Origin of the sequence: Pseudomonas sp. 22082 (genome assembly GCF_052046055.1) — a bacterium.
Classification (GTDB): Bacteria; Pseudomonadota; Gammaproteobacteria; order Pseudomonadales; family Pseudomonadaceae; genus Aquipseudomonas; species Aquipseudomonas pharyngis.
Genome location: NZ_JBQEQB010000006.1, coordinates 173,344 through 186,621 on the forward strand (window position 1 = coordinate 173,344; position 13,278 = coordinate 186,621).

Annotated in this window: 8 protein-coding genes and 2 pseudogenes; 4 read left to right on the top strand and 6 right to left on the bottom strand. The window is 61.7% G+C overall.

Going from position 1 to position 13,278, the window contains the following annotated elements; all coding sequences use genetic code 11:
- Positions 1 to 62: 62 nt before the first annotated feature.
- From selO to ACTJK9_RS09595, 5 genes and pseudogenes are all read right to left on the bottom strand, one after another.
- Positions 63 to 1,526, bottom strand: a complete 1,464-nt coding sequence (selO, locus tag ACTJK9_RS09575) for a protein adenylyltransferase SelO (RefSeq protein WP_440813527.1) — start codon at positions 1,524 to 1,526, stop codon at positions 63 to 65.
- A gap of 48 nt (positions 1,527 to 1,574) precedes the next feature.
- On the bottom strand, positions 1,575 to 4,928 hold the full coding sequence (mscK, locus tag ACTJK9_RS09580) for a mechanosensitive channel MscK (protein ID WP_440813530.1): 3,354 nt from the start codon (positions 4,926 to 4,928) through the stop codon (positions 1,575 to 1,577).
- 34 nt (positions 4,929 to 4,962) lie between these two features.
- Complete coding sequence (locus ACTJK9_RS09585; RefSeq protein WP_085611111.1) at positions 4,963 to 6,705, bottom strand: potassium/proton antiporter; 1,743 nt, start codon at positions 6,703 to 6,705, stop codon at positions 4,963 to 4,965.
- Between the two features lie 157 nt (positions 6,706 to 6,862).
- Positions 6,863 to 7,735, bottom strand: coding sequence for a methyl-accepting chemotaxis protein (locus ACTJK9_RS09590; protein ID WP_371850982.1), 873 nt, complete (start codon positions 7,733 to 7,735; stop codon positions 6,863 to 6,865).
- Positions 7,718 to 8,596, bottom strand: a pseudogene (locus ACTJK9_RS09595) (MCP four helix bundle domain-containing protein); the annotation flags it as partial. The pseudogene ACTJK9_RS09595 and the gene ACTJK9_RS09590, both read right to left, overlap by 18 nt.
- Positions 8,597 to 8,767: 171 nt before the next feature.
- On the opposite strand from ACTJK9_RS09595, the gene ACTJK9_RS09600 reads away from it, so the two are divergent.
- The 4 genes and pseudogenes from ACTJK9_RS09600 (at position 8,768) to ACTJK9_RS09615 (ending at position 11,335) form a co-directional block, all read left to right on the top strand.
- Positions 8,768 to 8,998 (top strand): hypothetical protein, encoded by a 231-nt coding sequence (locus tag ACTJK9_RS09600; RefSeq protein ID WP_007952320.1) that lies wholly within the window; start codon positions 8,768 to 8,770, stop codon positions 8,996 to 8,998.
- A complete protein-coding gene (locus tag ACTJK9_RS09605) occupies positions 8,995 to 9,297 on the top strand; it encodes a cell division protein ZapA (protein ID WP_064592966.1) in 303 nt (100 codons plus the stop codon). The genes ACTJK9_RS09600 and ACTJK9_RS09605 overlap by 4 nt, the downstream gene beginning before the upstream one ends.
- 145 nt (positions 9,298 to 9,442) lie before the next feature.
- Positions 9,443 to 10,468, top strand: a pseudogene (locus tag ACTJK9_RS09610) (cache domain-containing protein); the annotation flags it as partial.
- Positions 10,469 to 10,603: 135 nt separating this feature from the next.
- Positions 10,604 to 11,335, top strand: a complete 732-nt coding sequence (locus tag ACTJK9_RS09615) for a methyl-accepting chemotaxis protein (protein ID WP_425273009.1) — start codon at positions 10,604 to 10,606, stop codon at positions 11,333 to 11,335.
- Between the two features lie 71 nt (positions 11,336 to 11,406).
- Here the strand turns inward: ACTJK9_RS09615 and ACTJK9_RS09620 are convergent, their stop codons facing one another.
- Positions 11,407 to 13,209, bottom strand: coding sequence for an acyl-CoA dehydrogenase (locus ACTJK9_RS09620; RefSeq protein ID WP_440813534.1), 1,803 nt, complete (start codon positions 13,207 to 13,209; stop codon positions 11,407 to 11,409).
- Positions 13,210 to 13,278: the final 69 nt, after the last annotated feature.

A 13,278-nucleotide genomic window follows, 5' to 3' on the forward strand; every position in this document is an offset into this window, starting at 1 on the left:
ACGGGATCGTACGACTGATCTGGAGCCGTACGGATCGATTATCAAGGTTCAGTCGTTCCCGCTTACGACGAACAACTGATCTCCAAATGCTTGCCCCACTCCGGCGGCCGTTGCGCGTAACTCTCCATTCCAGGTTGTTCCTCGAATGGATTGCTCAGCACCGCGTGCAATCGGCGCACTTCTGAATAGTCACCCTGCTCGGCAGCATCAATCGCCTTCTGCGCCAGGTAATTGCGCAGGATGTACAGCGGATTCACCGCATGCATCCGCGCACGGCGCTGTTCCTGATCCGCCGCGCCATCGCGTGCGACACGGGCGACATAGCGTTCGCCCCAGGCATCGAAACCTTTGATATCGACGAAGTCATCGCGCAGGCGGGAGACGGCCTGTTCGGCTGACTCTTCGCCCAGACGACGGAAGAACAACGTGTAATCGACGCCGCTGTTCTGCATCAGTTGCAGCAGTTGTTCCAACAGTTGCTGGTCGTCGTCCTCGGCGGTGGTGAAGCCGAAGCGGCGGCGCATCAGGTCGAGGTAGTGCGCCTGGAACAGCGGCAGGTACAGGCCGAGGGTTTCGCGCAGGGCTTCGACGCTGATGAACGGCGTCAGGGCCTGGGCCAGGGCGCTGAGGTTCCACTGGCCGACCGGCACCTGATTGCTGAACGAGTAGCGGCCCTGATCATCGGAGTGGTTGCAGATGAAGTTCGCGTCGAAATCGTCGAGGAAGGCGAACGGGCCGAAGTCGAAGGTGATGCCGAGGATCGACATGTTGTCGGTGTTCATCACGCCGTGGCAGAAACCGTAGGCCTGCCACTTGGCGATCAGTTCAGCGTTGCGCTCGACGATCTCGCGGAACATCGCCAGATACGGTTCCGACTGTTCCAGGCATTCGGGGTAGTGCATCGCCAACACGTGTTCGCCGAGCTGCTTCTGCTGTTCGGGACGCTTGGTGTAATAGAAGTATTCGAAGTGGCCGAAACGGATGTGGCTCGGCGCCAGGCGCAGCACCATCGCGGCGCGTTCCTGTTTCTCACGCCAGACCGGGGTGTCGGAGCCGATCACGCAGGCGGCGCGTGAAGACGGGATGTTCAGCGCATGCAGCGCTTCGGACGCGAGAAACTCGCGGATCGACGAACGCAGCACCGCGCGACCATCGCCCATGCGTGAGAACGGCGTCTGCCCGGCGCCCTTCAGATGCAAGTCCCAATGTTCGCCGGCCGCGTTGTAGACCTCGCCCAGCAACAACCCACGACCGTCGCCCAGTTGCGGGGTGTAACCGCCGAACTGATGCCCGGAATAGACCATCGCCCGCGGCTCGGCATCGGCCCACAGCTTGTGGCCGCCAAATAGCTCGGCAAATTCCTGGGTGTCGGCCACCGCCGGGTCGAGATCCAGCAGCGCCAGGGCCGCAGGGCTGGCCACCACCAGTCGCGGATTGTCGATCGGTTCGGGCAGCACATGGGCCGAGAACGCATCGCCCAGGCGGGCGAAGCGGTTGTCGAAGGTCAGTTCGTCGAGGGCTTTCAAGGACCGGCTCCAGCAGAATGTCCGAGCATTCTGCTGGGATTAGCCGGGTTAGTCGAGTTTGGCCGGCGGCGGTTCCTGCAACGGTTTCTGGTCGTCGCTGACCGGCACGATGGTTTTGGTTTCCGGCTCGATCGGCACCATCTTGTATTCCTGGCCGTGAAGGTTCTTCAGGTAAACCTCCATCTGGCGGAACGAGATGTTGATGTGCTGCTTCTTGAACTCACGGTTGATGAAGCGGTTGACCTCGTCGAGTACCGGGTTGCGGTCGCCGAGATCACGCACATGCATGCGCAGTTCGTGGTCGAGGGTGCTTTCGCCGAAATTGAGGAAGTACACATGCGGCTCGGGTTCCTTGAGCACGCGCGGGTTTTCCCGGGCGGCCTTGAGCAGCAGTTCCTTGACCAGATCCAGATCCGAACCGTAATCGACGCCCAGTTTCAGGGTCACCCGGGTGATGGTGTCGGTCAGCGACCAGTTGATCAGTTGCCCGGTAATGAACGTCTTGTTCGGGACGATGATGTCCTTGCGGTCGAAGTCGGTGATGGTCGTGGCGCGGATGCGGATCTTGCTCACCGTGCCCGACAGGTTGCCGATGGTGATGGTGTCGCCGATCCGCACCGGGCGTTCGAACAGGATCATGATGCCGGAGATGAAGTTCGCGAAGATCTCCTGCATGCCGAAACCGAGGCCCACCGACAGCGCCGCCACCAGCCATTGCAATTTGTCCCAGCTCACGCCGAGGGTCGACAGGGTCGAGACGAAACCGACCCCGGCGATCACGTACGACAGCAGCGTCGTGGTCGCGTACGCACTGCCCTGGGCCAGATTGAGTTTCGACAGTACGAACACTTCAAGCAGGCCCGGCAAGTTGCGGGCGAGGGCAAAGGTGATGCCGATGATGATCAGCGCGCCGAGCATGTCGCCGATGCTGATCGGCACCATGCTCATGTTGGCGCCGGTGCCGCTGGTGTATTCGTAGAGGGTGATGTTGTCGAGGTACGAGAACACCGTGATCAGGTCGGCCCAGACCCAGTACAGCGCGGCGATGAAGCCGCCGAGCAGTGCCAGACGGATCAGGCGCAGGGACTGTTCGTTGACCTTTTCGATGTCCAGGGTTGGCTCTTCGATCACCGCTTCGCCGTCGCCGGCTTCCTTCGCTGCCTGACGTTTGGCCAGGGCGCGCTGGTAGGCCAGACGGCGTGCCGCGACCGCCAGACCTCGGACGAAAGTCGCTTCGATCACCAACCAGAACATCAGCAGGTACAGAGTGTTGATCAAGCGGTCGCTGAGCTTCAGCGCGGTGTAGTAGTAGCCGAAGCACACGGCGACGAACAGCGCGATGGGCAGCAGGGTAAACATCACGCCCACGGCCTTGCGAAACAGCGAGGCGTTTTCGTGGGTCGGGCTGCTGATCAACAGGCGGCTGAGCAGCCACGCCATCAGCGCATAGCAGGTCAGCACCACCGGCATGCCCAGTACATCGTCGGCCAGCGCCGCCGGTTGCAGTTCGGCAACCGCCACCACGGCCACCAATGCCATGACCACCAGTCCGAGGCGACGGACCCAGCCTTGCAGGAATTCGACCTGCGGCTTTTCCCAGCGGAAGTGCAACTCGGCCACACCGCCCGGCGCGAGGATCCGATAGGCGGTGTAGAACACCAGCCACGCCTGGGCCATTTGCAGCAGCGCCGCGCCCATGTTCGCGTTCTGCCCACGGGCGTCGATCTGCAACGCCAGCCCGCACAGGGCCAGGCCCAGCGCCACCGGCATCGCCAGCAGAATATTGATCAGGATCGCCTGCGGCGTGTGCCACTGGCTGTCACGTTTGAAGTGGCCGATGTCCTGATGAACCTTGTTCAGGCGCGAATAGAGTTGCTTGCGCCGCCACAGCAACGCGCCGATCAGCAGCGCCAGCGGCAGGAACAACAGCGGTCGCTGGGTCAGGCCGTCGGTCAGTTCGCTGAAGCTTGAGGCCAGCGGCAAGGTGTCGACCTGACGCTTCAGGCGCTCCGGCACGCCGCGCATCCATTCGGTGTCCAGCGGCTTGTTGCTCGGGATCCAGAACATCTGCTCGTCGAGGGTCGCGCGCAGGCTTTGCGCGGTGCTCAGCAGTTGTTTCTGGTTCAGTTGCAGGGTGATCGATTCGTTGAGCATCGCGCTCAGTTCGCGGCTTAGCCGTTCCAGCAGATCAATGCGGGTGTTGGCCAGCTCCAGCAGGCTCTTGCGCAGTTGCGGTGTGACTTGTTCCGGCGGCTGAGTGGACAGCAGGTTGTCGACGTAAGTCGCCGGATTGCTCAGCTGTTCGCGCTGTTGGTTGATTTCGAACTGGTACAGGCGAATGTCGGCGATCTGGTCCGCCAGATCGCGGTCGACCTTGAGGCGCGGCAGCGCTTGCTTCTGCTTATAGAGAATCTTCGACAGCAGCAGGCTGCCCTTGAGCACGTTGATCTGCTCGTCGAGGGCCGAGTCGCTCTGGGTCACGCTGTCCAGTTGCTGCTTGGTCTGCAGGTTCTGCTGGGTGAGTTCGTTGAGACGGTCGGTGCTTTTGAGCAGGTAGTCGGAGAGCTTGAGGTTGGCCGCGCTTTCCGTGGCGAGCAGGGCGCTGCTGCCGGACTTTTGGGCCTCGATCGACTGCTGCGTCACGGTTTCCTGCGACAGGGTCAGACGTTTCTGGTTGATCAGGGTTTGCAGTTCCTGGATCTCGCGATCCAGACGGTCGGACTTTTCCGAGAGCAGGTCATGCTGACTGTTGCCCAGATCCTGCAACTGGTTGTTGCCGGCCAGTTCCTGACGGCGCAGCGGGATCAGCGCGTTCAGGGCGGCCAGCTCGGCGTTGAGCAGGTCGCGCTGCTCGGCGCTGACGGTTTTGCCGGCGTCCTTGCCGGTCTTGAGGATGTTGTTGATCTGCTGGATGCGCGTCTGGCTGCTGGAAATCTCGGCCTGGGCGCGCTCGGGACGCGTCTGGGCGGTGATGATCAGGCTGTTGGCGTCGGCCAGGGCTTTCTGCAGATCGCTTTGCTGGGTCGAGCGCTCGGTGAGCATCTGCTCCAGCTGCTGGATGTTTTCCTTGGGAAAGCGCTGCGCTACCGGTACCACTGCGCTGGCCTTGAGGCGGGTCAGTTCGCGCGAATTCTCGATGGTCTGCTTCGGCGCAGTGGCCAGCTGCTGCTTGAGGTCGATCAGCTTCTGCTCGTAGTCACGCCGGTTGTTGAGCTGGTTCAGCGTGTTTTGCAGGACCGTCTGCAGGGCCTTCTTGTCGGCCTCGGGCAGTTTGCTGTCGGTGAGCTTGTCCAGGCTGGCCTGCACGGCGTCGCTGGACGGTGGTTCGGCGGCTTGCAGCGGGCCGACGGAAAGACTCAGGCCCAGCAGGGCCGCGAGGAAAAAGGAGCGCAGGGTAGGCATAGAGACCGGTCAAGCAAGTGAGAGTGGACGCAGTTTAGAGGAAGAGCCCGGGGCCCGGGCGACTTCCTTCGGGGAATCTGACGCCCACTTTGGCGATCTTGTTCCCGTCCATGACCGCAACCGTCCAGTGGGTGTTGTTCCATTCCACCTGGTCGCCAACGATTGGCGCACCGCCGACTTTCTGGGCAATGAAGTGGCCCAGGGTCATGTCCGGATCGATGCCTTCGGCGGGCAGGCCGTACAGGGCGGCAACCGCTTTGAGCTGGGCGTCTCCTTCGAGTACGAAGTCGCCGAAGAAGCGCAGATCGAGGCCGCGTTGCGGCGCCTGGCTGAACAGTTTTCCGAGGGCCGGAAGGTTGTGTTCATGGCCGATAACACACAGCAAATCATCGACTTCCAGCACCGTACTACCCGACGGATGGAGCAGTTGCTGGCCGCGAAACAGGGCGGCGATACGGGTGCCTTCGGGCATTTTCAGTTCGCGCAGGGGCGAACCGATGCACCATTTTTCCGCGCCGAGCTTGTAAACGAACAGTTCCCACTCGCTGGTGACGTGCACTTCGAGGGCGGCGCGGGAGATCGGCGCCGGCTCCGGCGGTACGGTCACCTTCAGCAGCTTGGCCACCCACGGCAGGCTCGTGCCCTGCACCAGCAGCGACACCAGCACGATAAAGAAGGCGAGGTTGAAATACAGCTGTGCATTCGGCAGTCCGGCCATCAACGGGAACACCGCCAGAATGATCGGTACCGCGCCACGCAGGCCAACCCAGGAAATGAAGGCTTTTTCGCGGCCATGGAAAGCCTTGAAGGGCAACAGCCCGACCAGCACCGACAGCGGCCGAGCGAACAGAATCATCCACAGCGCCAGACCCAGCGCCGGCAGGGCGATCGGCAGCAGATCATGCGGCGTGACCAGCAGCCCCAGCACCAGGAACATGCCGATCTGCGCCAGCCACGCCATGCCGTCGAGCATGTGCAGGATGCCGTGACGGCTGCGCACCGGGCGGTTGCCGATCACCAGACCGCACAGGTACACGGCGAGGAAGCCGCTGCCGTGCAGGGCGTTGGTCAGGGCGAACACCACCAGACCGCCGGCGATCACCAGAATCGGATAGAGGCCGGTGGCGAGGTTGATCCGGTTGACCAGTTGCAGCATCAGCCAGCCACCGCCCAGACCGATCACACCACCGATGCCGAATTCGCGGATCAGATGGGTCAGCAGGCTCCAGTGCAGGCCGGTCTGGCCGCTGGCGAGCATGTCGATCAGGGTCACGGTGAGGAACACCGCCATCGGGTCGTTGCTGCCGGATTCGATTTCCAGGCTGGCGGTCACCCGTTCGTTCAGGCCCTTGCCGCCGAGCAGCGAGAACACCGCGGCGGCGTCCGTGGAGCCGACGATGGCGCCGATCAGCAGGCCTTGAATCAGGTTGAGGTCGAACAGCCAGGCGGCGGCCATGCCGGTGAGGCCGGTGGTGATAAGAACTCCGACCGTCGCCAGCGACAAGGCCGGCCACAGGGCCACGCGGAAACTGGACACCCGGGTTCGCAAGCCGCCGTCGAGCAGGATCACTGCCAGCGCGAGGTTGCCGACCAGATAGGCCGTCGGGTAGTTATCGAAAATGATCCCGCCGCCATCGACCCCGGCAGCCATGCCGACCGCGAGGATGATCACCAGAATCGGGATGCCGAGACGGGAAGACAGGGAGCTGACAAGAATACTTGCGCCTACCAGCAACGCGCCGATCAAGAACAGGCTGTTGATGGTCGTCGCATTCAAAGGCAGTACTCCAGAAGCGGAAAGACGGGCACAAACTGACCATGCAGTCTGCGTGCCAGCGATTCTAACCTGTTGAAATGTGATGCTGTCAAAAAGGTTTTTCAGCTTTGCGCAAGATCGTTCCCACGCTCCGCGTGGGAACGATCAATGCAGAGGGTTAGAGGCTGAACCGCCCAACCATATTGTTCAGATCCAGCGCCAGACGCGACAGTTCGTTGCTCGCCGCACTGGTCTGATTCGCCCCGGTCGCCGATTGCACCGACAAATCGCGGATGTTTACCAGGTTGCGATCCACTTCCCGCGCAACCTGCGCCTGCTCTTCAGCGGCGCTGGCGATCACCAGGTTGCGCTCGTTGATTTCGACGATGGCCGTGTTGATGGTGTCCAGCGACAGGCCGGCACCACGGGCGATGTTCAGGGTCGACTCGGCGCGCTCGGTGCTGTTGCGCATCGAATCCACGGCGTGTTCGGTACCGCTCTGGATGCTGCCGATCATGCGCTCGATTTCGCTGGTCGACTGTTGGGTGCGGTGGGCCAGGGCACGGACCTCATCAGCCACCACGGCAAAACCACGACCCGCTTCACCGGCACGGGCCGCTTCAATTGCCGCGTTGAGCGCCAGCAGGTTGGTCTGGTCAGCCAGGCCGCGAATCACGTCCAGCACCTTGCCGATGTCGCGGGATTCGTTGGCCAGATCGCCGATCAGGGTCGCGGTGCTCTGCACGTCGGCGCTCATGCGTTCGATTGCGCTGACGGTTTCCTGCACCAGATCACGACCGTCGCCGGCGGAGGTGGTGGCGTTCTTCGAGGCTTCCGAGGTGCTGACCGCGTTGCGCGCTACTTCCTCAACGGCGCTGGTCATCTCGTTGACGGCGGTGGCGGCCTGCTCGATTTCGTTGTTCTGCTGGGTCAGGCCACGGGCGCTTTCGTCGGTGACGCTGTTCAGCTCTTCGGCGGCGGAGGCCAGTTGCGTGGCCGAGCCGGAAATCCGTTGCAGGGTGTCGCGCAGCTTCGACTGCATCTTGGCCATGGCCGCCAGCAGGCGTCCGGCTTCGTCGGTGCCATCCACGTGGATTGGCTGGGTCAGGTTGCCCTCGGCGATGGTTTCCGCTGCATCCAGCGCCTTGGCGATCGGCTTGGTGATGCTGCTGGTCAACAGCCAGGCGAACAGCAAGGTCAGGCCGGTGGCAATCACCAACAGGGTCACCACCAGATTGAACGACATCGAATACTGATCCGTGGCGCCCTGATTGGTCTCGGCGATCTGTTGGGTGTTGATCTCCAGCAAACGCGCGAGAGCGGTATTCACCGCTTCGGAATTGGCGAGCAAATCGGTGTTGAGCATCTGCCGCAATTCGTCGACCTGATTGTTGCGCGACAGAGTCTTCATCCGGTCTTCGAGCTGACGGTACTGCGCCAGCAACTGCACGTACTGATCGTAAGCCGCGCGTTCTTGCGGGCCATCGATCAGCGGCTCGTAGGCGCGTTGCGCGTCGGTGATCTGCCGGTTGCGCAAATCGAACAGCTCGATGGTTTTTTGCTGGACGTCTGGCTCACGGTTGATCAGCAACCGATACGACAGCACGCGAAGGCGCAGGGTCAACTGGGTGAATTCGTCGAGGGCCTTGATCGAAGGCACGCTGGCCGTGGCGATGTCTTCGCCTGCTGCGCGGATCTTGCTCATCTGATTCAGGGCGAACACGCCGAGAATCAGCATCAGGCCGCCGATCAGGGCGAAACCGGTGAACGCCCGGGGGGCGATGTTCATATTGCGAAGGGACATGGAGGCGGATACCAGGGAAGGGCCGCATCCGTGCGGGCTGAGACTGCTGTTGGGTGACTTATCGGTCATACGACTAAAGTCTTGAGGCGGTGTGCGTATTTGTCGCATGGGGCGTCGGGCGACGAAGTGCAGGAACCAGATCGGCAGATGACAGTCTCTAACACTCGCAAGAACGGTCGGCCGCCAGGAAAATCAAGGCCTTGCGCCGGTTTAACCCTGGCGTCAACGACGACTTTTCTTTATCGTACGCGCCCTTTGAAAAAGCCCTGGAAGATCAAAATGTTGGAAGCATCCCTCAGCCAATTGGAACAGCTCGTCAGCGACCTGGTGCAACAGAACCAGACCCTGTCGGAAACCAACCAGACCCTGTCCACGGAACTGGCCCAGGCCAAGGATGAAAACGAAAGCCTGCAACTGAGCCTGATGGAACAGGAAGAAAAGCACGGCGCCACCGCCGCGCGCATCCAGGCCCTGGTTGATCGCGTCAACGCAGGTCCTGTCAGCGCATGAACCATGGCACAGCAGGGGTAAAAGTCATCTCCATCATGGGGGAGGACTATTCGATCAAGGCACCGGCCGGGGAAGAACAGACCCTGCTGGACGCTGCGTTGATGCTCAAGGCCGCACTGGCCGACACCAAGAAGAAATACCCGACCCTGATCGGTGACCGCCTGCTGGTGCTGGCGGCGATGAATCTGTGCTCGCAGCAGATTGAAATGAAGAAGCAGCATCAGGAAGAACTCGAGCGTTACCAAGAGCAAGTCAGCGCCACGGTCGAGACCATCGCCAAGACCATCAATCAGGGTTGATGGGGTTGCGCACAACCAAAGAATAAGATTGTCGATTGCGTTGTATACAATCGGCACGGCTGTTGCAGTGTTTCAGCCTCTTATTCTTTGGGGGTGCTCCATGCAGTTCTGGCGTCGCAGTATTCAATGGCAGCTGATCCTCGGTATGGGCACCGCCCTGCTGGTCAGCATTCTGATCGTGGTTGGCATTTATACCCTGGTGGTCAACCGCCTCGCCCAGAGCTATCTGGTCGAACAGGCGCTGCCGTCGAGCATCGAAGCGACGCGCAACGACATCGAACGAATCCTCGTTCAACCTCTCACCGCCGCCAAGGACATCGCCAGCAACACCATGGTCCGCGACTGGCTGGCCAATGGTGAAGACTCCGGCAAAACGGCGGGCTTCGCGCAGTATCTGGAAGGCATCCGCGCCGAACACAAGGCGTTTACCGCGCTGATCATCGGCACCGAATCCAATCACTACATCACCGAAAAAGGCCTGGATCGCACCCTGAGTCGCGACAAACCGGCCGATGCGTGGTTCTACTCCTTCCTCGACAGCAATCAGCCGCGAACCCTGAACATCGACAACGACGGGGCGACCGGAGAGCTGGCGCTGTTCATCGATTTGAAGGTGGAGCAGGCCGGCAAAGTGGTCGGTGTCGCGGGCCTTGGTCTGAGCATGAAAGAGCTGTCGGAGCTGATCCACAACTTCAGCTTCGGCGAGCGTGGGAAGGTCTATCTCGTGCGTTCCGACGGTTTGATCCAGGTCCATCCCGAGGCGCAGTTCAGCGGCAAGCGCACCTTGAGCGAGCAGATCGGCACCTCGGCAGCACAAGCAGTCATGGGTCATAAAGCGGCGAGCAACAGCAGCTTCCAGCGCGATAGCGAAGATTTCCTCGCCTTCAGCCTGCCCCTGCGCGACTTCGGCTGGACCCTGGTGGCCGAAGTGCCGCAGTCGCAGATCTACGCCGAAGCCCGCCGGGCGATGTGGATGAGCAGCGGCATCGGCCTGGTGGTGGCGCTGGTTTGCCTGGCGCTGGTGATCTGGCTGGCTCAGGGGTTGGTGAGACCGATTCGTCAGGTAACAGCTGCATTGGTAGCAATCGGTAGCGGTGGTGGAGATTTGACTCACCGGTTAGATTCCAGCCGCGCCGATGAACTCGGCGACCTCGCGCGGGGCTTCAACCGTTTCCTCGACAGCCAGCGCGGGATGATCGGCGAAGTGCTGACCACCAGCGAACGTCTGCGCGTTGCCGTCGGCCAGGTGGCCAGGGTTGTGGATAACACCGCCGAACGCTCCGGTCGCCAGCAGGAAATGACCGACATGGTCGCCACTGCCGTCCACGAAATGGGCCTGACCGTGCAGGAGATCGCCCAGAACGCCGGCAACGCCGCGCTCGCCTCGCAAACCGCCCGCGATGAAGCGATGCAGGCGCGGGAAGTGGTCGGCGGCTCGATTCGCCATATAGAAAGCATGTCAGATGAAATCGGCGTTGCGGCGGGCGCGGTGGGGGAGCTGGCGCATCAGGTGGCGTCGATTGATCAGGTGCTGGCGGTGATTCGCGGGGTGTCGGAGCAGACCAATCTGTTGGCGCTGAACGCGGCGATTGAAGCGGCGCGGGCCGGGGACATGGGGCGTGGTTTTGCAGTGGTGGCCGACGAGGTGCGCACGCTGGCGCGCCGGACTCAGGCGTCTACCGACGAAATTCAGCAGATGATCGGCAGCCTCAAGCAGGGGGCGGAGAATGCGGTGTCATCGATGCGCACCGGGCAGGCTGCGACGGGGACTGGAGTCGAATCGAGCCAGCGTACCGGGGCGTCTTTGACTGCGATCACCGGGCAGGTCGAGCGCATCAGCGACATGAACCATCAGGTGGCGACGGCGACCGAGGAACAGTCGGCGGTGACCGAGGAGATCAACCGCAACGTACAGGGCATTTCCGATCTGGCCCGGGCGACGGCGGGGGAGGTCCGCGCCTGTCGTGAGGATTGTCAGATGCTGCAGCGGTTGGCGGATGATCTGGCGCGGCAGATGGGTGGGTTCAAGTTGAGCTGATGTGTCGCCAGTTCCGGCCCTTTCGCGGGCAAGCCCGCGAAGACGGTATCAGCCGCAACGCATAATCCGGATCAGAACCACGCATCCTGCATTGCCAGACACGTATCATCCCGCGCCTCCAGCAACGCCAGCTCATGCTGGCACCCCGGCACTTCCCACGTCAGGAAATACCGCGCCGCCTGCAACTTGCCCTGATAGAAGTCGGCATCCGCCGCATTTCCCTTGGCCAACCCTTCCTCGGCGCGAATCGCCTGTTCCAGCCAGCGCCAGCCAATCACCGCGTGCCCGAACACTTTCAGGTACAACGCCGAATTCGCCAGGCTGCTGTTGACCTTGCCCTGTGCCAGATCGGTCAGCAGACCGATGGTCACTGTCTGTAGGCGCGCGACCAGTTTCTCCAACGGCTCACGCAGTGCGGTCAACGATTCGTACGCGACTGCGCGCTCGGCGGTGTTGGCAATCAGGCGAATCAGTTGCTTGAGCCCGGCACCACCGTTCTGCGCCAGTTTGCGTCCCAGCAAGTCCAGCGACTGAATGCCGTGGGTGCCTTCGTGGATCGGGTTCAGGCGGTTGTCGCGGTAGTACTGCTCCACCGGGTACTCGCGGGTGTAACCGTGGCCGCCGAGAATCTGGATCGCCAGTTCGTTGGCCTTGAGGCAGAACTCGGAGGGCCAGGATTTGACGATCGGTGTCAGCAAATCCAGCAGTTCATGGGCCTGTTTGCGCTCGACCTCGGTTTCCAGCGTAGTGGTGTCATCGAACAGCCGCGCCGCGTACAGACCGAGATCGAAAGCACCTTCGACGTAGGATTTCTGCGTCAGCAGCATGCGTCTGACATCGGCGTGCTGAATGATCGCCACCGGCGCCGTCGTCGGATCCTTGCTGTCCGGCACTCGGCCTTGCGGGCGTTCGCGGGCGTATTCCAGTGAATACAGGTAACCGGCGTAACCGAGCATCACCGCGCCCATGCCGACGCCGATCCGCGCCTCGTTCATCATCTGGAACATGTAGCTCAAGCCGTGATGCGGCTTGCCCACCAGATAACCGACGCACTCGCCGTTATCGCCGAAGTTCAGCGCCGTTGACGTGGTGCCGCGCCAACCCATCTTGTGGAACAGCCCGGCGAGCAACACGTCATTACGTTTGCCCAAACTGCCGTCATCGTTGACCAGAAACTTCGGCACGATAAACAGCGAAATGCCTTTCACCCCGGCCGGTGCGTCCGGCAGTTTGGCCAGCACCATGTGCACGATATTTTCCGAGAGCGGGTGATCACCGCCGGAGATGAAGATCTTGTTGCCCTTGAGGCGATGAGTGCCGTCGGACGAAGGCTCGGCGCGGGTACGAATATCCGACAGCGACGAGCCGGCGTGGGGCTCGGTCAGGGCCATGGTTCCGAAGAAGCGGCCGTCGATCATCGGTTGCAGGAAGCGTTGCTTCTGCTCTTCGGTGCCGAAGCTTTCGATCAGGTTGGCCGCGCCCATGGTCAGGAACGGATAGGAAGTCGACGCCGCGTTGGCCGATTGGAAGTGGGCGAAGCAGGCCTGGGACAACAATGTAGGAAGTTGCATGCCGCCGGCGTCGAAACTGCGCGCCGCGTTGAGGAATCCGGCTTCGAGGAAGGCGTCCACCGCCGGTTTCACTTCGGGAATCAGAATCGCCTGACCGTTCTCATAGCGGGGTTCGTTCTCGTCGCCCTTGCGGTTGTGCGGCGCGAAGTACTTCTCGGCAATGTTGCGCGCTGTACCGATGGCGGCATCGAAGGTTTCGCGATTGTGCTCGGCAAACCGCTCGCGCCGGGTCAGGTCCTCGGCATCGAGGACTTCGTACAGCTCGAAAGCCAGATTGCGGGAACTGAGCAACGTCTCGGACATGGCGGCCTACCTTTTTTTGGAATGGGCCGAGTCTAGGCGTGCGAATAAAGGCTGAACAGGAAGATTGAT